The 22261-nt window shown below is 62.7% G+C and carries 19 protein-coding genes; 11 read left to right on the top strand and 8 right to left on the bottom strand.

The window, feature by feature from the left end:
• The first annotated feature begins 85 nt into the window (after positions 1 to 85).
• Positions 86 to 1417, top strand: coding sequence for a DUF58 domain-containing protein (locus tag IB266_RS10275; RefSeq protein WP_192261133.1), 1332 nt, complete (start codon positions 86 to 88; stop codon positions 1415 to 1417).
• A gap of 337 nt (positions 1418 to 1754) precedes the next feature.
• Entirely contained in the window at positions 1755 to 2123 is a 369-nt protein-coding gene (locus IB266_RS10270; RefSeq protein WP_192261132.1) for a DUF6124 family protein, read from the top strand.
• 150 nt (positions 2124 to 2273) lie between these two features.
• On the opposite strand, the gene IB266_RS10265 is transcribed toward IB266_RS10270, so the two are convergent.
• A complete protein-coding gene (locus IB266_RS10265; protein WP_192261131.1) occupies positions 2274 to 2633 on the bottom strand; it encodes a PilZ domain-containing protein in 360 nt (119 codons plus the stop codon).
• A 284-nt stretch (positions 2634 to 2917) separates the two neighbouring features.
• The gene (locus IB266_RS10260) at positions 2918 to 3289 is read right to left on the bottom strand and encodes a tetratricopeptide repeat protein (protein ID WP_092201417.1); all 372 of its coding nucleotides are present in this window, start codon (positions 3287 to 3289) and stop codon (positions 2918 to 2920) included.
• A gap of 337 nt (positions 3290 to 3626) precedes the next feature.
• Here IB266_RS10260 and pyk point away from each other — a divergent pair, with 337 nt between their 5' ends.
• Positions 3627 to 5078: a pyruvate kinase gene (gene pyk, locus IB266_RS10255; RefSeq protein ID WP_060740869.1), complete on the top strand. Its 1452-nt coding sequence runs from the start codon at positions 3627 to 3629 to the stop codon at positions 5076 to 5078.
• A 181-nt stretch (positions 5079 to 5259) separates the two neighbouring features.
• Here pyk and IB266_RS10250 read toward each other — a convergent pair whose 3' ends face one another.
• Genes IB266_RS10250 through IB266_RS10240 form a run of 3 tightly spaced genes read right to left on the bottom strand, consistent with a single transcriptional unit; the run spans position 5260 to position 8072 of the window.
• Complete coding sequence (locus tag IB266_RS10250; RefSeq protein ID WP_192261130.1) at positions 5260 to 6009, bottom strand: enoyl-CoA hydratase; 750 nt, start codon at positions 6007 to 6009, stop codon at positions 5260 to 5262.
• Between the two features lie 28 nt (positions 6010 to 6037).
• Entirely contained in the window at positions 6038 to 6973 is a 936-nt protein-coding gene (locus IB266_RS10245) for an iron-sulfur-binding ferredoxin reductase (protein ID WP_192261129.1), read from the bottom strand.
• Positions 6966 to 8072, bottom strand: a complete 1107-nt coding sequence (locus IB266_RS10240) for a sensor domain-containing diguanylate cyclase (protein ID WP_060743142.1) — start codon at positions 8070 to 8072, stop codon at positions 6966 to 6968. The genes IB266_RS10245 and IB266_RS10240 overlap by 8 nt, the downstream gene beginning before the upstream one ends.
• Positions 8073 to 8524: 452 nt before the next feature.
• Here IB266_RS10240 and IB266_RS10235 point away from each other — a divergent pair, with 452 nt between their 5' ends.
• The 6 genes from IB266_RS10235 to IB266_RS10210 all read left to right on the top strand — a co-directional run bounded on the left by IB266_RS10235 (position 8525) and on the right by IB266_RS10210 (position 17248).
• Positions 8525 to 10048: a fumarate hydratase gene (locus IB266_RS10235; protein WP_192261128.1), complete on the top strand. Its 1524-nt coding sequence runs from the start codon at positions 8525 to 8527 to the stop codon at positions 10046 to 10048.
• 921 nt (positions 10049 to 10969) lie between these two features.
• Positions 10970 to 12736 (top strand): sensor histidine kinase, encoded by a 1767-nt coding sequence (locus IB266_RS10230; protein ID WP_192261268.1) that lies wholly within the window; start codon positions 10970 to 10972, stop codon positions 12734 to 12736.
• Positions 12729 to 14054: a sigma-54-dependent transcriptional regulator gene (locus IB266_RS10225; RefSeq protein WP_192261127.1), complete on the top strand. Its 1326-nt coding sequence runs from the start codon at positions 12729 to 12731 to the stop codon at positions 14052 to 14054. Before IB266_RS10230 ends, IB266_RS10225 begins: the two co-directional genes overlap by 8 nt.
• Before the next feature lie 318 nt (positions 14055 to 14372).
• Positions 14373 to 15692, top strand: coding sequence for an MFS transporter (locus IB266_RS10220; RefSeq protein ID WP_060740863.1), 1320 nt, complete (start codon positions 14373 to 14375; stop codon positions 15690 to 15692).
• A 448-nt stretch (positions 15693 to 16140) separates the two neighbouring features.
• Positions 16141 to 16458 carry a hypothetical protein gene (locus tag IB266_RS10215; protein WP_192261126.1) on the top strand — a complete coding sequence of 106 codons (318 nt, stop codon included), beginning with the start codon at positions 16141 to 16143 and terminating at the stop codon, positions 16456 to 16458.
• A 169-nt stretch (positions 16459 to 16627) separates the two neighbouring features.
• The gene (locus IB266_RS10210; RefSeq protein WP_092205129.1) at positions 16628 to 17248 is read left to right on the top strand and encodes a flavin reductase family protein; all 621 of its coding nucleotides are present in this window, start codon (positions 16628 to 16630) and stop codon (positions 17246 to 17248) included.
• Between the two features lie 221 nt (positions 17249 to 17469).
• Here the strand turns inward: IB266_RS10210 and IB266_RS10205 are convergent, their stop codons facing one another.
• Positions 17470 to 17715 carry a hypothetical protein gene (locus IB266_RS10205; protein ID WP_192261267.1) on the bottom strand — a complete coding sequence of 82 codons (246 nt, stop codon included), beginning with the start codon at positions 17713 to 17715 and terminating at the stop codon, positions 17470 to 17472.
• A gap of 43 nt (positions 17716 to 17758) precedes the next feature.
• On the bottom strand, positions 17759 to 18112 hold the full coding sequence (locus IB266_RS10200) for a putative quinol monooxygenase (protein WP_122567112.1): 354 nt from the start codon (positions 18110 to 18112) through the stop codon (positions 17759 to 17761).
• Positions 18113 to 18439: 327 nt separating this feature from the next.
• Here IB266_RS10200 and IB266_RS10195 point away from each other — a divergent pair, with 327 nt between their 5' ends.
• Positions 18440 to 19369, top strand: a complete 930-nt coding sequence (locus IB266_RS10195; RefSeq protein WP_192261125.1) for an AraC family transcriptional regulator — start codon at positions 18440 to 18442, stop codon at positions 19367 to 19369.
• Between the two features lie 141 nt (positions 19370 to 19510).
• Here IB266_RS10195 and IB266_RS10190 read toward each other — a convergent pair whose 3' ends face one another.
• Positions 19511 to 21142, bottom strand: coding sequence for a 5-guanidino-2-oxopentanoate decarboxylase (locus IB266_RS10190; protein WP_192261266.1), 1632 nt, complete (start codon positions 21140 to 21142; stop codon positions 19511 to 19513).
• Between the two features lie 157 nt (positions 21143 to 21299).
• Here IB266_RS10190 and IB266_RS10185 point away from each other — a divergent pair, with 157 nt between their 5' ends.
• Positions 21300 to 22181: a LysR substrate-binding domain-containing protein gene (locus tag IB266_RS10185; protein ID WP_192261124.1), complete on the top strand. Its 882-nt coding sequence runs from the start codon at positions 21300 to 21302 to the stop codon at positions 22179 to 22181.
• Positions 22182 to 22261: the final 80 nt, after the last annotated feature.

Here is a 22261-nt window from a genome sequence, read left to right as displayed (position 1 = left end):
CCTGTTTCGCGAGCAAGCTTTGCTCCCACATAAATCCCATCGCCACAAAAGCTCGCTTTGCATTTCTCCCAAAGGGCATGTGTCGATGAAACCCTCGCGCCTGCTCTTGATCTGGCTCGCGGTGCTGCTGGCCCTCGGCATTGTGCTGGGCGCGCTGCGGGCACTCGGCGTGACGGTGCCAGCAACGCTGCTGTCGATCAACTGGGGTTTGCTGCTGGCCGTGCTGGCCCTTGCACTGTTCGACGCGGTGCGCGTCCGGCGCCTGCCCTCGCCCCGGCTGCAACGGCAAATGCCCGGGAGCCTGGCCCTGGGTCGCTGGGGTGACGTGCGGTTGGACATCAGCCATGACTTTGTCCAACCACTGCACGTGCAGCTTTTCGATCATGTCCCCGACGGCCTGGACTTCGAAAACCTGCCCCTGTCCGTCGAACTTCAACCCGGCCAGCGCAGCCAGGTCGGCTACCGCCTGCGTCCGCTCAAACGCGGTCACTTCACCTTCGTCCAGTGCGAAACCAACCTGCCAAGCCCGCTGGGCCTGTGGACCGACAAACGCCTGCTGGAGGCCGTCGACCACACCCGTGTCTACCCGGACTTCGCCAGGCTCTACGACGGTCAACTGCTGGCGGTGGACAATTGGCTCAGCCAACTCGGCATCCGCCAGCGTCAACGCCGTGGCCAGGGGCAGGAATTCCATCAACTGCGGGAATTTCGCGAGGGCGACAGCCTGCGCCAGATCGACTGGAAAGCCACCGCCCGCCACCGCACACCGATTGCCCGGGAATACGAAGACGAGCGCGACCAGCAGATCATCTTCATGCTCGACTGCGGCCGGCGCATGCGCAGCCAGGACGGCGAGCTGGCGCACTTCGACCACGCTCTCAATGCGTGCCTGCTGCTCAGCTACACCGCCCTGCGCCAGGGCGATGCCGTGGGCCTGAGCACGTTCGCCAGCGAACAAAGCCGCTACCTGGCCCCGGTCAAAGGCACCGGCCAGCTCAACGTGTTGCTCAACACCGTGTACGACCTCGACAGCAGCCAACGCCCCGCCGACTACCAGGCCGCCGTCACCGAACTGTTGGCCCGGCAAAAACGCCGGGCCCTGGTGGTGCTGGTGACCAACCTGCGGGATGAAGACGATGCGCAACTGCTCGCCGCGGTGAAACGGCTGGGGCAACAGCATCGGGTGCTGGTGGCCAGCCTGCGGGAAGAGGCCCTCGACCGCTTGCGCCAGGCGCCGGTGCAAAGCCTGCCTGAAGCCTTGGCTTATTGCGGGACGGTGGATTATTTGAACGCCCGGGCCGAGCTGCATAAACAGTTGGCCGCCCATGGTGTGCCCACCCTGGATTCGCGCCCCAGTGAGTTGGGGGCGGACCTGGTAACCCAATACCTGGCCTGGAAAAAGGCCGGGACCGCCTAGGTCCTACAGCGAGCCAGCGAAGCTCCAGCTGACTACAGCGCCTTGCGCAACGGACTACAGATCCGCCAGAATCCGCCGGCTTGTGCACCTTGGCCTTGCCCCGTAACTTGATTCGCGTCGCTGATATCCAGCGATCGGGTTTAGTCGCCCGGCGATGAAGTGATGTGCACAAGGCGTCATCCAGTCGGGCTCCCTATCCCCGCACTTGATGGTGGCTGTGCGCAGGGCGCCCTCGGGCGCGCCGGTTTCACTTCTCACCGGTCGACTAACCTGCGTCCAGCCGCCACCCCTCGTTTAGTCGCGAGCCGGATGGCAGCACCACCAAAGAGAAGTGAATATGATCAAGCCAACCCCCAATCCACCCCATACCGGCTCGCAGCCCCCCCACGAAACCCTCGATCCCGAAAAGCTCGACGAAGCCGCTCAAAGAGCCCTGGACTACTACCTAAAGCCCAACAACGACCAGCCCGACCAGAAAACTGCCAAACACCTGGACTACTTCATCGTCGCCCCCGACGCCGACCCCGAAGGCATGCTCGCCCACACCTACGAAACCTTCTGCTCGGTGAGCACGCTGATCCTGGATTTATCCGAAGACCTGGAAGGCGCCCCGCGCAACCTGGCCCTGGCGATTCACCAGATGGGCGAGATGGGGGTGTTGTTGCTGGAGCGGATGCTGGATAACGAAGCGAAGGTTCAGCGCTGAAGGCCGAATGACCTGCAAGAAACAGGATAGATGACAGCCCTGTGGGAGCGAGCTTGCTCGCGATAGCGGTGGATCAGCTTGCAGCCATGTTGAATGTACCGCCGCCCTCGCGAGCAAGCTCGCTCCCACAAAGTCGGTAGCCCGTAATGCTCAAGCCGATTCCGGCAACGGATAGAAACTGAAATATTGCCGCAACGCATTGATCAGTTGCCCGTACTCCGGCGGCGCCCACGTCAGGCTGAAGCCGGCGTCGAAATGCATCGGCGTCACGTCTTCCTGGCACCACAGGCACCTGGCTTTCAACTTGATGTTTTGCTGTGGCCCTTCATCAGCGGGGATTTTCAGGTGCAGGTCAAATTCCGCACCGATCATCAGCGGAAGCTGGCTGATCAGCATCAGCCCATTTTCAGAAACATTGCCCAAAAAACCGATAGGCCTGTCGTTGATACCGTTAAACACTTTGAGGAAATACGGCAACTGATGCCGTTCGATTCGGCGTTCCTTGTACATGTCTTGTATCGCTTTCTTAGCGGCCACACACCGGGCCTACCAATCACTTCGGAACGAACCCAAGCGAGCCCGCTCTCCCCAATCCCGGTGCCAGACGCTATCAACCGCCTTGAGCCTACTTCTGCCGGTCTCAGGTGCTTCTAAAAGTGGAGATTTAGCTCTAACTACGACTTGTACAAATATAGCCCAAGGTGGGGTGACAACCAGCCCCATGTATTAATTTTCATAAACACGGCGGGCAGAGGGAGGGTGGCCAGGATTGCGCCTGGCCACGGGAGGGAGTGTCAAGAAGCTGGACGGATGGCCGAGGCACTGCGGGTCGGGTAGTGGCCCAGGCTCTGTAGCGTTTCGAGCCGGGCGCGGGCGCGGAACGCGTATTCGCTGTTAGGGTATTGGGTGATGATGAACTGGTACGTTTGTGCCGCATCGACAAACAGCTTCTGCCGTTCCAGGCACTGGCCGCGCAGCATCGAGACTTCCGGCTGCATGTAGCGGCGGGCACGGCTGGCGCGGTCGACCTGGGACAACTCGAGCATGACCTGCTCGCAATTGCCACGGTCATAGGCCTTGTAGGCCAGGTTCATGTGGTGGTTCATCGACCAACGGGTGCAGCCCGTGACGCTCAGGGCCAGGGCAACAAAAAGCACGAATCGCATGGGAGGTTCTCCTGTCTTGAGCTCTGTATCGACCTGGCAGGGAAAATCTTCAGCCTGAAAATGAACCGGACGCTGTCCCTCTGGCAAGAAGAATGATGAGCTATAGGATGGGAATGAAGGCCTGTGGGAGCAAGGCTTGCCCGCGATGGCGTACTCGAGATCGCCATCGCGAGCAAGCTGTGCTCCCACAGGTCATTCCACCGCAGTTCATCCAAGGTGTGAAAATTTTCAAGAATGTTCATTTCGAAAAACAAACGAAAAAGTAGTGCATATGAACAATGACTACACCCAAAGAGCATAGTAGCCTTCGCTGGCGCTTGAACTTGAGGAGTCTTGCATGTCCGTCCGTCGCACCAAAATCGTCGCTACCCTTGGCCCGGCCAGTAATTCGCCGGAAGTTCTCGAACAGCTGATTCTGGCTGGCCTGGACGTTGCCCGCCTGAATTTCTCCCACGGCACCCCCGAAGAACACAAGGCGCGTGCCAAGCTGGTGCGCGACCTCGCCGCCAAGCACGGCCGCTTCGTCGCCCTGCTGGGTGACCTGCAAGGCCCGAAAATCCGCATTGCCAAATTCGCCAACAAGCGCATCGAGCTGAAGATCGGTGACAAATTCACCTTCTCCACCAGCCATCCGCTGACCGAAGGCAACCAGCAAGTGGTCGGCATCGACTATCCGGACCTGGTCAAGGATTGCGGCGTGGGCGACGAGCTGCTGCTCGACGACGGCCGTGTGGTGATGCGCGTCGAAACCGCCACCGCCACCGAACTGAACTGCATCGTGACCATCGGCGGCCCGCTGTCGGACCACAAAGGCATCAACCGTCGCGGCGGTGGCCTGACGGCCCCGGCCCTGACCGAAAAAGACAAGGCCGACATCAAGCTGGCCGCGGAAATGGAAGTCGACTACCTCGCCGTGTCCTTCCCCCGTGACGCCGCCGATATGGAATACGCCCGTCAACTGCGCGACGAAGCCGGCGGTACTGCCTGGCTGGTGGCCAAGATCGAACGCGCCGAAGCCGTGGCCGACGACGAAACCCTCGATGGCCTGATCAAGGCGTCCGACGCCGTGATGGTGGCCCGTGGTGACCTGGGTGTGGAAATCGGCGACGCCGAGCTGGTGGGCATCCAGAAGAAAATCATTCTGCACGCACGCCGCCACAACAAGGCCGTGATCGTCGCGACCCAGATGATGGAGTCGATGATCCAGAACCCGATGCCGACCCGCGCCGAAGTGTCCGACGTAGCCAACGCCGTGCTCGACTACACCGACGCCGTGATGCTCTCGGCCGAAAGCGCCGCCGGCCTCTACCCGCTCGAAGCAGTGCAAGCCATGGCGCGTATTTGCATCGGCGCTGAAAAGCACCCGACCAGCAAGACCTCCAGCCATCGCATCGGCAAGACCTTCGAGCGCTGCGACGAAAGCATCGCCCTGGCGACGATGTACACCGCCAACCACTTCCCGGGCGTGAAGGCGATCATCGCCCTGACCGAAAGTGGCTACACGCCGCTGATCATGTCGCGCATCCGCTCCTCGGTGCCGATCTACGCGTTCTCCCCGCACCGCGAAACCCAGGCCCGCGCCGCCATGTTCCGTGGCGTCTACACCGTGCCGTTCGACCCGGCCGCCCTGCAACCGGGCGAAGTCAGCCAGGCGGCGGTGGATGAACTGGTCAAGCGCGGCGTCGTGCAGACCGGTGACTGGGTCATCCTGACCAAGGGCGACAGCTACCACACCATCGGCGGCACCAACGGGATGAAAATCCTGCATGTTGGCGACCCGATGGTCTGAGTGACCGAGCGCTGAAAAACAAAAGCCCCGCCATGTGAATGACGGGGCTTTTTGGTTTTTGCCTTGAAGCCTGTGCTGGCTGGTCTGCCGCCATCGCGAGCAAGCTCGCTCCCACAGGTGTTCATGCCCCCCTGTGGGAGCGAGCTTGCTCGCGATGGGGCCAGCCCAGGCGCTCCAGAATTCAATGCCTGTTGATAAACCCCGACAACGCCGCCACCGCTTCCGGCGAGCGCAAGCGTTGGGTGAACAACTTGCCCTCTTCTTCAATCACCTTGCGCAACAGTTCCCGGTCTGGCGCCCTCATCAGTTGCTTGCTGATGCGCACCGCGTCAGGCGGCAGCGATTCGAAACGCAGCGCCACCTCCCGCGCCTTGGCCAATGCCGCTTCACCGCTGTCCAGCGCCTCGGTGGCAATGCCCCACGCAACCGCTTGTTCGCCACTGAAGCCCTCACCCAACAGCAACAATTGCGCAGCCCTGGCCTGGCCCAGCAGCCGCGGCAGGATCAGGCTGGAACCGAATTCCGGGCACAGCCCCAAGTTGACGAACGGCATGCGCAGCCGCGCGTCTCGGCTGACGTAGACCAGGTCGCAATGCAGCAGCAATGTGGTGCCGATGCCCACCGCCGGTCCGGCCACGGCGGCGATCACCGGTTTGCGGCAATCGAGCAGGCTGAGCATGAACTGGAATACCGGGTTGTCGAGGTCGTTCGGTGGCTGTTCGAGGAAGTCGACGATGTCGTTGCCGGCGGTGAAGCAGTCGCTGGAACCGCTGAGCAGCACCGCGCGAATCTGCGGGTCGTTGTCCGCCATCGCCAGGGCTTGGGCCAATTGACCGTACATGGCCCGGGTCAGGGCATTTTTCTTGTCCGGGCGGTTCAAGCGCACGGTCAGCAGGCCGCGTTGACGGTCGAGCAACAGGGTTTCGGTCATGATCGGTCTCGCGTCTGGAAATCAGCGCTCAACCACGGGGCAGGAAGACGTCGGCCAGCAGTTGATTGCGCGGCAAGCCAGCCAGGTACAAACGCTTGGCAAAGGCCTCGACCCGGTCGGGATGGCCGCAGAGTAAGGCCTGGGTTTGCCGGGAAACAAGCCGCAGTTGCGCCAAGGCGGACGGCGCCTCGGCCGCGGTCAGCAGCTCCACCGAGAGGTTTTCATGCTTGGCCGCCAGCGCCGCCAGGGGTTTGGCCAGATAATGCCCGGCCGTATCATGGGCCACGTGAATAAGGCGAATCGCGCCTTGGTGATGCTGGCGCAAGGCTTCGCGCAGGAGGCCGAACAACGGTGCCAACCCCGTGCCGGCGGCAAGCAGCCACAGGGGTCTGGCGTGCCAGTCGGGGTCATAGTGCAAGGCGCCGCCACGCAGTTCGCCCAGGCGGATCGGGTCGCCGGCCTTCATCTGCCGGGCCGCGTCGATGAACAGGCCGGGCTCGCGACAATCGAGGTGGAACTCCAGGAAGCGGTCTTCTTCGGGCAGGCTCGCCAGGGAATACGGCCGGGCCACCTCGCCGGTCCACAGCACCAGATGCTGCCCGGCCCGATACCGCAGCGGCCGCTCGGGGGTGACGCGCAGACGCAGCACCTCGCCGCCCAGCCAATCCACCGCCATCACCTGGGCCGCCTGGCCGTCGCGTTGCGGGTCGAAGGTGTGGATCCGCACATCCTCGACCACCTGGCATTGGCAGGCCAGCCGCCAACCCTGGTCGCGCTGCGTCGGGCTCAAGGCGTCGGGGCGGCTGTCGCGCACATCGCCGCCCACACACTGCACCAGGCAGGCGTGGCAGCTCCCGGCGCGGCAACTGTAGGGCACCGCCACGCCAGCGCCGTTCAAGGCGTCCAGCAGGTTACTGCCTGCCGCCACCGTCCATTGCCGGCCGGCGACTGTCAGTTCAGGCATCGACGTTCTCCCAGGCGGCGGCGCAACGATTGCGGCCGTCTCGCTTGGCACGGTACAGGGCCTGGTCGGCACGCTGCAACGCGTTGTCCAGGTCATCGCCCATTTCCAGCATGGTCATGCCCGCCGAGAGGCTGAGGGCGCCGACCTGCAGGCCGATCAGCTCGACTTCGGTGAACGCCAGCCGCAGCCGCTCGCAACAGGCCGTCAGGCGATGGGGGTCGCAAGCGGGCAGCAGCATGACGAATTCCTCGCCGCCGTAACGGGCCAGTACATCGCCCTCGCGCAGGCACGCCGTGGCGACCGCGGCAAACGCCTGCAGCACCTGGTCGCCCGCGGCATGGCCATGCAGGTCGTTGATGCGCTTGAAATGGTCGAGGTCGATCAGGGCCAGGCCATGGGCGACGCCAGGCCTGAGGGTGTTGAGTTCGCGGGAGGCCAGGCGCAGGAAGTGCCGGCGATTGAACAGCCCGGTCAGTTCATCGGTGGCCACCAGGTCTTCGAGCTGGCGCATCATCCCGCGCAAGGTGTCCTGGTGCGCCTGCAAGGCAAACCGCCGCTGGCGCATGCGCTGGCGTGAGGTCTGGACGTAGCGGGCGTAAAACACCAGCCACACCAGCACGAGAAACAGCACGGCCACCTGCAACCCGGCCAGGGTGGGATCGGGAAGCCTGAAGAAGTAACCGTCCCAAAGGGTAATCGCGGTGAAGCTGATGAACACCAGCGACGCGCAACGCACAAAGGCCCGGCGCGACAGGTGGAACAGCCCGAACAGCAGGATCAGCACATAGAACACCAGGAACACGCCCCGGGCTTGGTCCAGGTGCGCCATCATCCAGGTCTGCCAGCCCAGGCCGATCAACACCTGCACTTCGGTGAGGCTGGGGTCGGCGAAGCGCAGGTTGCGGTCGGTGATAAACAGCGCGAACAGCCCGGCCTGGCACAGCACGACCAACACGCTGCCAATGATGACACCGCGCAACGAGTCCAAGTAATGCCCACTGAAAAATGCCAGCCACAACAAAACCAGTGCCAGCGCGTACGTCGCGGCCGCCAAAGCGAAGCGTTTCAGCAAAAGACGTTGAATGGCGTTATGGGTCAATCGTTGACTCACCATGGGAAAGGAAACTGACAGGAGGCGTCCTACGCTACAGGCCAGACGCCACTTTAGTGGCGTGTAGGGCAAATGACCATTCAATTCTGGAGCAGAAAAATGGCGTCAAAGCAATGGCCCAATTGACGCATTGTTTACGGCCCGGACATGGAGAGAGTTTGTAGGAGATCCTGTGGGAGCAAGGCTTGCCCGCGATAAAGCTGACGCGGTCCTTGGGGAACCGAGGCGCCTGCATCGCGAGCAAGCTTTGCTCCCACACGCTTTGCGCCCGCCAAATACAAAAGCTGATCCTTTCCAGCCAGGCGCGATATACTGCCGCGCCTTTTTAGCGTCGCGCCAGCATGCCCGGCGTGCCTTATAGAGGTGCCGTCCGTCGACCGATGCACCCAAGCGGCCGGTACCTTATTGAATGTTCCCGTCTTTAGAGAGGAGCGCGACTCATGACCGTGATCAAGCAAGATGACCTGATACAGAGCGTTGCCGACGCCCTGCAGTTCATTTCCTACTACCACCCCGTGGATTTCATCCAGGCGATGCATGAGGCCTACCTGCGCGAAGAATCGCCGGCGGCCCGTGACTCCATGGCGCAGATCCTGATCAACTCGCGCATGTGCGCCACCGGCCATCGGCCGATCTGCCAGGACACCGGCATCGTGACCGTGTTCGTGCGCGTGGGCATGGACGTACGTTGGGATGGCGCGACCATGAGCCTGGACGACATGATCAACGAGGGTGTGCGTCGCGCCTACAACCTGCCGGAAAACGTCCTGCGCGCTTCCATCCTGGCCGACCCGGCCGGCGCGCGTAAAAACACCAAGGACAACACCCCGGCGGTCATCCACTACTCCATCGTCCCGGGCAACACCGTGGGAGTGGACGTGGCGGCCAAGGGCGGCGGCTCCGAGAACAAGTCGAAGATGGCCATGCTCAACCCGTCCGACTCCATCGTCGACTGGGTGCTGAAAACCGTTCCGACCATGGGCGCCGGCTGGTGCCCACCGGGCATGCTCGGCATCGGCATCGGTGGCACCGCCGAGAAAGCCGCGGTCATGGCCAAGGAAGTCTTGATGGAATCCATCGACATCCACGAGCTCAAGGCCCGCGGCCCGCAGAACCGTATCGAAGAGATGCGCCTGGAGCTGTTCGAGAAGGTCAACCAACTGGGCATCGGCGCCCAAGGCCTGGGTGGCCTGACCACCGTGCTCGACGTGAAGATCATGGACTACCCGACCCACGCCGCCTCCCTGCCGGTGTGCATGATCCCCAACTGCGCCGCCACCCGTCACGCCCACTTCGTGCTCGACGGCACGGGCCCGGCGTCGCTGGAAGCGCCACCGTTGGACGCCTACCCGGAAATCGTCTGGGAAGCCGGCCCGTCGGCCCGTCGCGTCAACCTCGACACCCTGACGCCAGAAGACGTGCAAAGCTGGAAGCCGGGCGAAACCGTGCTGCTCAACGGCAAGATGCTCACCGGCCGCGACGCGGCGCACAAGCGCATGGTCGAGATGCTGAACAAGGGTGAAACCTTGCCGGTGGACCTCAAGGGCCGCTTCATCTATTACGTCGGCCCGGTCGACCCGGTAGGCGATGAAGTCGTCGGCCCAGCCGGCCCGACCACCGCCACGCGGATGGACAAGTTCACCCGCCAGATCCTCGAGCAGACAGGCTTGTTGGGCATGATCGGCAAATCCGAGCGCGGCCCGACCGCTATCGAAGCGATCAAGGACAACAAGGCCGTCTACCTGATGGCCGTCGGCGGCGCCGCTTACCTGGTGGCCCAGGCGATCCGCAAATCCAAGGTCCTGGCGTTCGCCGAACTGGGCATGGAAGCGATCTACGAGTTCGAGGTCAAGGACATGCCGGTGACCGTTGCGGTCGATAGCCAAGGCGAGTCGGTGCACATCACCGGTCCTGCCATCTGGCAGAAGAAGATCAGCGACAGCCTGGCGGTCGAAGTGCAGTAACACTTCAGTACCATGAACAAGGCCGGTGAGCGACAAGCCCACCGGCCTTTTTTGTGTCCATGTCAGTGATGCTCACTACAGGTACCTGTAGTAATCCTGTGGGAGCCGAGCTTGCTCGCGATAGCGGCCTGTCAACCAACATCATCTCTGGATGATCCACCGTCATCGCGAGCAAGCTCAGCTCCCACTGTGGATATCATCGGACACAAATCTTGTGCACGGCACCTATCTACTGTGGGAGCCGAGCTTGCTCGCGATAGCGGCCTGTCAGCCAACATCATCTCTGGATGACCCACCGTCATCGCGAGCAAGCTCAGCTCCCACTGTGGATATCATCGGACACAAATCTTGTGCACGGCACCCATCTACTGTGGGAGCCGAGCTTGCTCGCGATAGCGGCCTGTCAGTCAATATCATCTTTGGATGACCCACCGTCATCGCGAGCAAGCTCAGCTCCCACTGTGGCTATCATCGGACACAAATCTTGTGCACGGCACCCATCTACTGTGGGAGCCGAGCTTGCTCGCGATAGCGGCCTGTCAGCCAACATCATCTCTGGATGACCCACCGTCATCGCGAGCAAGCTCAGCTCCCACTGTGGATATCATCGGACAAAAATCTTGTGCACGGCACCCATCTACTGTGGGAGCCGAGCTTGCTCGCGATAGCGGCCTGTCAGCCAATATCATCTCTGGATGACTCACTGCCATCGCGAGCAGGCTCGCTCCCACTGTGGCTATCATCGGACACAAATCTTGTGCACGGCACCTATCTACTGTGGGAGCCGAGCTTGCTCGCGATAGCGGCCTGTCAGTCAATATCATCTTTGGATGACCCACCGTCATCGCGAGCAAGCTCAGCTCCCACAGAGCAACCACCATGCTATCGTGCCCGCCCGACTTTCCACTGGTTTACGCCAGCATGCTGCCGACCACCCGTACCTTGCGCCTGTCGTTGTACACCTTGCTGATCCTCGCCGGCGCGGCGGTTGCCGCCACCCTCGCCGTGCGCCACGCCGAACGCGAGGCCTTGAAGGAAGATGCCAGCCGCGCCAGCCAGCAGTTGGCGCTGTACGCCAATTCGTTGCACACCCTGATCGAACGCTACCGCGCCCTGCCCGCCGTGCTGGCGCTGGATCCGGAGTTGCGCTCGGCCCTCAAGGGACCGGTCAGCGCGGCGCAGCAGGATGCGTTGAATCGCAAGCTCGAACAAATCAATGGCGCCGCCCAGTCATCCACCCTGGAACTGCTCGACCACAGCGGCCTGGCCGTCGCGGCCAGTAACTGGCGCCTGCCCAGCAGCTATGTCGGGCACAACTATGGCTTTCGCCCCTACTTCATCCAGACCCGCACCCAGGGCACCGGGCGGTTTTATGCGGTGGGCGTGACCAGCGGCATCCCGGGGTACTTCCTCTCCAGCGCCGTGACCGGCGACAACGGCGAGTTCCTTGGCGCGATGGTAGTGAAGCTGGAGTTTCCGGAACTGGAGCGCGAATGGCGCCAGGGCAGCGACACCCTGCTGGTCAGCGATGCCCGGGGCATCATCTTCATCGCCAATCGTCCGGGCTGGCGTTATCGCCACTTGCAGCCACTGGCCGACAGCGACCGCGCCGAACTCAAGGCCACCCGCCAATACGACAAACAACCGTTGCAAGCCCTGGCCCATGAACCGCTGCGACGCTTCGACGACAACAGCCACCTGGCCCGGGTCGAGGCCCCCGATGGCTCGGCGGATTACCTGTGGGAATCCTTGCCGCTGACCGCCGAAGGCTGGACCCTGCACCTGCTGCGCCGTCCGCAGATCGCCTTCGAGGACCTGCGCAACGCCGGGCTCGCCGCCGCCGGATTGTGGCTGGCGCTGGTGTTCCTGTTGCTGTTTCTCAACCAGCGCTGGCGCCTGGCAAAGTTGCGCCAGCGCAGCCGCGAAGAGCTGGAACGGCTGGTGGAGGAACGGACCCGGGACCTGCGCACCGCCCAGGATGGGCTGGTGCAATCGGCCAAGCTGGCGGCGCTGGGGCAGATGTCGGCGGCCCTGGCCCATGAAATCAACCAACCCTTGACCGCCCAGCGCATGCAATTGGCAACCCTGCGCTTGCTGCTGGATCACGGTCGGGTCGATGACGCCTACAAGGCCCTCAAGCCGGTGGACGACATGCTGACCCGCATGGCCGCCCTCACTGGCCACTTGAAGACGTTTGCCCGCAAAAGCCCCAGCGGCCTGCGCGAACGCCTGGACCTGGCGGCGGTGGTGGACCAGGCGCTGCAACTGCTGGACACGCGCCTGCGGGACGAGCAGGTCAGCACCGTGTTGCACTTGACCCGTCCAGCGTGGGTGCGCGGCGACGCGATCCGCCTTGAACAAGTGTTGATCAACCTGCTGCGCAACGCGCTCGACGCCATGGCCGGCCAACCTCTCAAGCGCCTGGAAGTGCGCCTGGAGGCCGATGATCAATTGTGGCGCCTGACCGTCAGCGACAGCGGCACCGGCATCGCCGAGGAACACTTGGGCCAGGTGTTCGATCCGTTTTTCACCACCAAGCCCGTAGGCGATGGCCTGGGCCTGGGGCTGGCGGTTTCGTTTGCAATCATCCATGAGTCCGGCGGGCGCCTGAGCGCGGACAACCACGAGAACGGCGCGGTATTCTGCGTGACCTTGCCCATCGATCAGGAGGCGCAACTGCATGCTTGATTCAGTCATGGTCGTGGATGACGAAGGCAGCATCCGCAATGCCGTCGAACAATGGTTGAGCCTGTCGGGGTTCCAAGTGCAGCTGTTCAGTCGCGCCGACGAATGCCTGGCCCGGTTGCCGGAGCATTTTCCCGGAGTGATCCTCAGCGACGTGCGCATGCCCGGCCTCAGCGGCCTGGAGTTACTGGCCGAAGTCCGCCGCCGCGACCCGGACCTGCCGGTGATTCTGTTGACCGGCCACGGTGACGTGCCCATGGCCGTGGAGGCCATGCGCGACGGTGCTTACGATTTCCTGGAAAAACCCTTCAGCCCCGAAGCCCTGCTGGGCAGCCTGCGCCGGGCCCTGGACAAGCGCACTCTGGTCCTGGAAAACCGCCGCCTGCATGAGCAGGCCGACGCCCGCGCCCGCCTCGATGGCACACTGCTAGGGGTTTCCCGTGTGCTGCAAAACCTGCGGCGCCAAGTGCTGGACCTGGCGGCACTGCCGGTCAACGTATTGATCCGCGGCGAAACCGGCAGCGGCAAGGAATTGGTCGCTCGCTGCCTGCACGATTTCGGCCCGAGGGCGAGCAAGCCCTTCGTCGCGTTGAACTGCGCGGCCATTCCCGAGGCGCTGTTCGAGGCGGAGCTGTTCGGCCATGAAAGCGGCGCCTTCACCGGCGCCCAGGGCAAGCGCATCGGCAAGCTCGAATACGCCGACGGCGGCACGCTGTTTCTCGATGAAATCGAAAGCATGCCCCTGGCCCAGCAGGTCAAGTTGCTGCGGGTGTTGCAGGAACAGAAGCTCGAACGCCTGGGCTCCAACCAGAGCATCGCCGTGGACCTGCGCATCATCGCCGCCACCAAGCCCGACCTGTTGGACGAAGCCCGGGCCGGGCGTTTTCGCGAAGACCTGGCCTATCGCTTGAACATCGCCGAGCTGCGCCTGCCGCCGCTGCGAGAACGGCGCGAGGACATTCCCCTGCTGTTCGAACACTTCACCCACAACGCCACCGAACGCCTGGGCCGCCCCACCGTGCCCCTGAGCGGCCCGCAGTTGAGCCATCTGCTCAGCCACGACTGGCCGGGCAACGTGCGGGAACTGGCCAACGTCGCCGAGCGCCAGGTGTTGGGGCTGGATCAACTGCCCGCCCTGGAGACGGAGCCGGGCCAGTCCCTGGCGGCCCAGCAGGAAGCCTTCGAAGCCCAATGCCTGCGCGCCGCCCTGGCGCGACACAAAGGTGATGTGAAAGCCGTGCTCGAAGAACTGCAACTGCCACGCCGCACCTTCAATGAAAAGATGCAGCGGCATGGGTTGAGCCGGGAGATGTTCTTGTAGTTTCTGTGGCGCCTGCAGTGGCGCCATCGCGAGCAAGCTCGGCTCCCACATTTTGTCCTGTGTCCACAGGGTCATGTATATGCAGGTCAAAATGTGGGAGCTGAGCTTGCTCGCGATGAGGCCAGCCCAGACAGCACGTATCCCCACAGATAAGCGGATTTCCGCTCACCCGCAAACGAAAACAAGCGGATTTCCGCTCACTCAACGCTGCAAACCCCTCTAGACCGGCCCTCCAGCGGCTGGCACAGCTCCTGCTATAGCCCTGTCAGGCTGCGTTCCCGCGCGCTCCACAAAAACAATTAAATGAAGGATCCTTCAATGGACAACTCCAACGCCCTGCCCATTGGGTCGGCTGCCGTGCCCGCCCGTGAAAGAACCACCGCCAGTCGGATCAAATCGATCTTCAGCGGCTCGGTCGGCAACATGGTCGAGTGGTATGACTGGTACGTCTACGCCGCGTTCTCGTTGTACTTCGCCAAAGTCTTCTTCCCCAAGGGCGACACCACCGCCCAATTGCTCAACACCGCCGCGATCTTCGCCGTGGGTTTCCTGATGCGCCCGATCGGCGGCTGGTTGATGGGCCTGTACGCTGACCGCGCCGGGCGCAAACGTGCGTTGATGGCCTCGGTGTACCTGATGTGCTTCGGCTCGCTGATCATCGCCTTGAGCCCGAGCTACGAAACCATCGGCGTCGGTGCGCCGATCCTGCTGGTGTTTGCCCGTCTGCTCCAAGGCCTGTCGGTGGGTGGTGAGTACGGCACCTCGGCAACCTACCTGAGCGAGATGGCGACCAAGGAACGTCGCGGCTTCTTCTCCAGCTTCCAGTACGTGACCCTGATTTCCGGCCAGCTCATCGCCTTGGGCGTATTGATCGTGCTGCAACAGTTCCTCACCACCGAACAGCTGTACGCCTGGGGCTGGCGCATCCCGTTCGCCATCGGCGCACTGTGTGCGGTCGTGGCGCTGTACCTGCGACGCGGCATGGAAGAAACCGAGTCGTTCACCAAGAAAGAGAAGTCCAAGGAAAGCGCGATGCGCACCTTGCTGCGCCATCCCAAGGAACTGATGACCGTGGTCGGCCTGACCATGGGCGGTACCCTGGCGTTCTACACCTACACCACCTACATGCAGAAATACCTGGTGAACACCGTCGGCATGAGCATCTCCGACTCCACCACCATTTCCGCCGCCACACTGTTCCTGTTCATGTGCCTGCAACCGGTGATCGGCGGGCTGTCGGACAAGATCGGTCGCCGGCCGATCCTGATCGCCTTCGGTATCCTCGGCACCCTGTTCACCGTGCCGATCCTCACCACCCTGCACACCATCCAGACCTGGTGGGGCGCGTTCTTCCTGATCATGGCCGCGCTGATCATCGTCAGCGGCTACACCTCGATCAACGCCGTGGTGAAGGCCGAGCTGTTCCCCACCGAAATCCGCGCCCTGGGCGTCGGCCTGCCCTACGCACTGACCGTGTCGATCTTCGGCGGCACCGCTGAATACATCGCCCTGTGGTTCAAGAGCATCGGTATGGAAACTGGCTACTACTGGTACGTGACGGCCTGCATCGCCGTGTCGCTGCTGGTGTACATCACCATGAAAGACACCCGCAAGCATTCGCGGATCGTGACCGACTGACAGGGTTCAACAGTCACTGCAATGGTGACTGTGATGACCCCATCGCGAGCAAGCTCGCTCCCACAGGATTTGCACTGGACCTGTGGGAGCGGCGGTGCGGCAATCAGGTCAACTCTGCCGCAGGCTGCCCCTTGCCATTACGCTTCTGCCCATAGGTCGCGCCTGCTCAATATGCCCGCAGCAAAGCCCAAGCCCGAATCGTCGGTATGAAAAATCTGTCATTGAGCTGGGATTAATCGCCGGTTAATGCACTTGCCACATCCTGGGTTCACTGAATCGATGACCTGCGCGACGTTCGCTCCGACGATGGAAGCGATTGAATACGCCGCCCTTAATATCTAGTTAATCGATTGTTTTTAGCATTATTTTGCGCTTTTTAATCAATTTAGTTGGCGTAGCATTCAACCCATGCAAGACACACATCGCCCACGAACCCGGAGTGACAACCATGAAAACCAAACTGATCCTCGCCCTGACCCTGTCCGTGTTGGCCGCCAACACCTTCGCCGCTGACGGTTTCGACAAGACCGGTACCGCCTCCTTCGGTGCCAACGCCAGCGCAGCCGTCGAACGCAGCCCTGCCGGTCATTACGCCGCCGACGGCTTCGACAAGACCGGCACCGCCGACGCCATCGCCGCTGACGGCTTCGACAAGACCGGCACCGCCGACGCCATTGCCGCTGATGGTTTCGACAAGACCGGCACCGCCGACGCCATTGCCGCTGATGGTTTCGACAAGACCGGTACCGCCGAAGCAATTGGTTGATGATTGAGCGTCAAAAGATCGCAGCCTTCGGCAGCTCCTACGGATTGAACACGGTCCTGTAGGAGCTGCCGGAGGCTGCGATCTTTTTTTGCATCACCCAATCTGGAAATAAAAGGCCCAGCCTTGCACTATTGGCCGCCTACGAATGCCTTCCCAGGAAACGCCCGCCATGCCCGATGACATCCATTACTACGAACCCGCCAACGGTCACGGCCTGCCACACGATCCATTCAACGCCATCGTCGGCCCGCGCCCCATCGGCTGGATTTCGTCTCAGGATGGCGAAGGCCGCCTGAACCTGGCGCCCTACAGTTTCTTCAACGCCTTCAATTACATTCCACCGATCATTGGGTTCTCCAGCGTCGGGCGCAAAGACAGCCTGAACAACATCGAACAGACCGGTGAATTCGCCTGGAACCTGGCCACCCGCCCGCTCGCCGAGCAGATGAACCAGAGCTGCGCGATGGTCGGCCCAGAGGTCAATGAGTTCGAACTGGCGGGCCTGACGGCCGCCCCGTCACGGGTGATCCAGGTGCCGCGCGTCGCCGAAAGCCCGGTGTCCTTCGAATGCAAGGTCACACAGATCATTCAATTGCAGCGGGCGGACAAAGGTCTGGTGCCGAGCTGGCTGATCCTCGGCGAAGTGGTCGCCGTGCATATCGCCCAGTGGCTGTTGAAGGATGGGGTGTACGACACCGCCGCCGCCGAGCCGATCTTGCGCGGGGGTGGGCCGGCGGATTATTTCCAGCTGGGGCCTGAGGCGTTGTTCAAGATGCATCGCCCGAAGTAAGCGATAAAGTCCTGTAAACAACACTGCTCACTTGAAAATGAAGGTATGTGTGGCGAGGGAGCTTGCTCCCGCTTGGGTGCACGGTAGGAGCTGTCAAGCGGAGCGAGGCTGCGATCTCTCCCCAGACACTTGAGCCTCAAGCGAAAGATCAAAAGATCGCAGGCTTCGCCAGCTCCTACAGAGCCCAGCGGGAGCAAGCTCCCTCGCCACAAAAGCAATCATCAAAATGCTGATTGCCAGACCAGCCCGCCCTCGTCGTCGACACCCTGAAGATGGGTGAGCTGCACGGCAGCGGCATCATCGGCTTCGGTCGCGGTCTTGAAGCTCTGGTCTTCAAGCACCTTGTTGAAACGTGGCGCACCTGAGCCGCCGATGGCCTTGGTGGCAATGGCGGCGAGGTAACCGCCGCCCTCCTTGGGAACAACGGCGGAAACAGCTTCAAAGGTTTCAAAGGCTTTACGTGCCATCTCTTGTGCATCCTGGCGGTGGAAAATGACGGTCATTAAACCTTCAACCGGCCAGTTTGTGTACCTGTGCCCGGCACCCTTCGGTCGCCTGGGCGGCGGAGACTTCCCTGAAGGTGTGGAAATCCAGGCTGCTCACCACCAGGTCCTGCACCAGCTCGGCGAAAATCGCCATGGCCGGTGAGTTGAAGTAGGCATCCATCGACGGCTGATTGACCCAGAGCCCGGACACCAGCCACAAATCAGCGTCGCATTGCGATTGCTGCAAGGCAAAGTGCAGGCAACCGGGCGCCTGGCGCGAGGGCGCGATCAGCGTACTCAGGCGTGCACCCAGTTGCTTGGAGCAACCACCGCGGGCCCGGACAAAAGCCATGTGGCTGACGGGGATCTGTGTAGTCATGCTCAACCCTCCCAGGTAATCCGTTGTGCAGCCGGGGACAGGCTGCGACAGGATCAAAGGTTAAGCGTCACGACGCCAGCTTCGTTAGTCGATTCCTGCCGACCCATTGCACAATCCTGCGCATCGGCCGCACAAAATTCGCCGTCGATCCAGTTGCCACCCAAGAAGTTGAAACAAAAGGTTTCAAGCAAGTTTCGCGAGCGTTGCCCCGTCACGGACCCTTGCGCCGTGCAGGATCAGGCAAGCTTTCAACAGGATGTTGCTACCGCTGCGCCTTGCACAAACATAAGCTTTGTTCATCGCTCCCTATCGCCTGAGGATCCCGGCATGTCGCCACTCGATCACGCCCACGTCCCGCTGGACACGTACCTGGAACAACAGCGCGCCGAACTGGCATCGATCATCGACCGCAACACCGGCGAAGACGGCAGCTACGCCACAGCCATCGGCTCGCTGAACCTGTCGCGGCACAGCCAGCCGCACAAATTCGCCCCGGTGCTGGCGCAACCGGCGCTGTGCATCATGGCCCAGGGCAGCAAACAGGTGCGCCTGGCGGACGAGCTCTTCAACTACGATCCGCTCCATTACCTGGTGGTCTCGGTCTCGATGCCGCTCAGCGGTTGCGTCGCCGACGTTTCGCCCGAGCAGCCGATCCTGGCCCTGCGCCTGGACATCGACCCGGCGGAAATCACTGCGTTGATCGCCGACGCCGGCCCCTTGGGCGTGCCGACCCGCCCCGCCGGGCGCGGGCTGTATGTCGAACGCCTGGACACGCCGATGCTCGACGCTGTGCTGCGCCTGGCACGGCTGCTGGACACACCGAAAGACATCGCCATGCTCGCGCCCCTGGTGCGTCGGGAAATCCTCTATCGCCTGCTGCGCAGTCCACAGGGCTATCGGTTGTATGAAATCGCCATCGCCAACAGTCAGAGCCATCGCATCAGCCAGGCGATCAAATGGCTCAACGGCCATTTCGAACAGCCGCTGCGCATCGATGACCTGGCCCGGGAAGTGAACCTCAGCGTCTCGACCCTGCATCACCGCTTCAAGGCCATGACGGCCATGAGCCCACTGCAATACCAGAAGCAACTGCGCTTGCAGGAAGCCCGCCGGCTGATGCTTGCCGAAGGGCTGGAAGCTTCGGCGGCGGGGTATCGGGTGGGTTATGAAAGCCCTTCGCAGTTCAGCCGCGAGTACAGCCGACTGTTCGGCGCGCCGCCGTTGCGGGATCTGGCGCGGTTGCGGATGACTGTCTGACCCGGGTTTTGTGTTGGCTGGGCCGGCCTCATCGCGAGCAAGCTCGCTCCCACATAGGGCCTGTAGTGAACAGAGAATCTGTGTTCAATGAAAATCCCCTGTGGGAGCGAGCTTGCTCGCGATGAGGCCAGTAGAAACACCTCAACACTTCGATACCCAACCCCCCTGGTCAATCTCAATCAACGTCGGCCCCTGCCGCTCACGGGCCGCCAGCAACGCGGCACGCAGCGACGGCACATCGTCGATGGCTTGGGCAAAGCAGCCCAAGGCCTTGGCGACCCCGATGAAATCCGGGGTGTAGATGTCCACCCCCACCGGTTCGATGGCGCGGTTGAGCATGTATTTCTTGATCTCTTCGTAGCCCTGGTTATTCCACAGCAGCACGATCACCGGTGCGCGCGCTTCCACGGCGCTGGCCAGTTCCGGCAGGGTGAACTGCAACCCGCCATCACCGATCAGGCACACCACCGCAGGGCGGCCATGGCCCAGGTCCTTGCCGCCGAGCCAGGCGCCGATAGCCGCCGGCAACGCGTAGCCAAGGGTGCCGTAGCCGGTGGAGGAATTGAACCAGCGGCGCGGCTGCTCCGGGTTGAAGGTCAGGTTGCCGGTGTACACCGGTTGCGTGGAGTCACCGACGAACACCGCCTCCGGTAGCGTCTGCAAGACCGTGTCGAGAAACACGGTCTGGGCGCGGGTCGCGGCGTCCCAACTGCCTTGAAGCTCCGCACGCAACCGGGCGGCACGGGCCGGTCCCCAATCGGCTTGGCGTTCGGCCAAGGGTCGCTGGTCCAATTCGTCGAGCAAGGCCCGGGCGGCGACACCGGCGTCGGCCACCAGCGCCAGGTGCGGCGGGTAGTTGCGCACGGTCTGGTCCGGGTCGATGTCGATGCGCAGCAGCGCGCCGGGAATCTCGAAGCCGCCGGCAAAGGTAATGTCGTAATCGGTCTCGGCCAGTTCGGTGCCGATGGCCAGCACCACGTCCGCCTCGGCCACCAACGCACGGGTGGCCACCAGGCTCTGGGTGGAGCCGATCAGCAACGGATGGCGCGCAGGCAGCAGGCCTTTGGCATTGATGGTCAACGCCACTGGCGCGCCGAGACGTTCGGCCAGTTCGGTCAATTCGGCCCTCGCGTCGATGGCCCCGCCACCGACCAGGATCAGAGGCCGCCGAGCCGTCGCCAGCAGGTCGGCCATTTGTTTTACCGCACCCGGTGCGGCACCGGCGCGGCTGATGTTCACCGGCACGCTGGCGAGCAAGGCGTCGGCGTCTTCGACCAAAACGTCCAGCGGGATTTCAATGTGCACCGGCCGCGGGCGCCCGGCCTGGAACACCGCGAACGCCCGGGCCAGCACGCCGGGCAATTCGGCGGCGGACATCAGCGTGTGGGAAAACGCCGCGACACCGCCCACCAACGCAGACTGGTTCGGCAGTTCATGCAGCTTGCCGCGTCCACCGCCCAACTGACTGCGCGACTGCACGCTGGAGATCACCAGCATCGGGATCGAATCGGCGTAGGCCTGGCCCATGGCGGTGGTGATGTTGGTCATGCCGGGACCGGTGATGATGAAACACACGCCGGGCTTGCCGCTGACCCGGGCGTAACCGTCGGCCATGAAACCTGCGCCCTGTTCATGACGCGGCGTCACATGGCGGATACTGGAACGGGCCAGCCCGCGGTACAACTCGACGGTGTGCACGCCGGGAATGCCGAACACCTGCTCCACGCCATAACCTTCGAGTAACTTGACCAATACTTCGCCGCACGTCGCCATTGCCATTGCCTTTTTCTGGTCGGGTAAAGGGCCACGCAGCGCATGCGGCGGGGCCCTTTTGTCTTGGGAATGGCGTTATTGGAACGGGCGGGGCATGGCGACAACAATGGATAAAAAGTCATACTAGCCATGTCCTCACGTCATGGCTTGGATCGAAATGAAACGACTCCCCCCGTTGCCGGCGCTGCACACATTTCTGATCACGGCCCAATGCTGCAACTTCACCCGGGCCGCCGAACAACTGCACATCACCCAGGGCGCGGTGAGCCGGCAGATCGCCGGGCTGGAAGATCATTTGGGTTATGCGTTGTTCCAGCGCCAGGCACGCGGCCTGAGCCTGACCGCCGAGGGCCAGGCGTGGCTGCCACGGGTGCAGCAGGTGTTCAGCCTGATCGGCGATGCGGTCCAGCAGATCGGCGAAAAACGCCAGGCCCTACAGCTCAAGGCCCCGACCTGTGTGATGCGCTGGTTGCTGCCGCGCCTGTTGCAGTGGCAGAAGGAACGACCGGACGTGCCGGTGGAACTGACCACGACGGTCAGGCACGGCGTGGATTTCCAGCGCGAAGCCTTCGACGCCGCGGTGGTCTATGGCCCACCACCGGATGCCTCGCTGGCGTGCCTGCACCTGTTCGATGAACAGCTGACGCCTGTCTGCTCCCGCCCGATCCTGGAAGGACCGGTGCCGCTGCATGAACCCGCCGACCTGCAGCACCACTTGCTGTTGCACCCGGCCCTTGACGAGCGCGACTGGAACGCCTGGCTGGCGGCGGCCGATGTGCATTTGAACCACGTCAGCAAGGGCCAGCATTTCGAAACCCTGGACCTGGCGATGTCCATGGCCTCCCAGGGCACCGGCGTAGCGATTGGCGACTGGTCGCTGATCGGCGACGACCTGAGCGCCGGCCGGCTGGTGATGCCGTTCGAGCTGAAGGTCAAGACCGGGCTGGGCTATCACCTGGTGCACCCACGCAAGCCCCAGGTTTCGGGGCCGTTGCTGGAGTTGATGGACTGGTTGGTGGCGCAGGCGCAGGTTCGGTAGCAACGTCACAGCGAGCCCCCTGTGGGAGCAAGGCTTGCCCGCGATGAAGGCGACGCGGTCCCTCAGAGATTGAGGTGGCT

The sequence above is a fragment of the Pseudomonas sp. Pdm06 genome (assembly GCF_014851795.1).
In the GTDB taxonomy this organism is placed as follows: domain Bacteria; phylum Pseudomonadota; class Gammaproteobacteria; order Pseudomonadales; family Pseudomonadaceae; genus Aquipseudomonas; species Aquipseudomonas fluorescens_AA.
The sequence above is the reverse complement of the archived record's forward strand: the minus strand, read 5'-3'. Positions and strand labels throughout refer to the sequence as shown.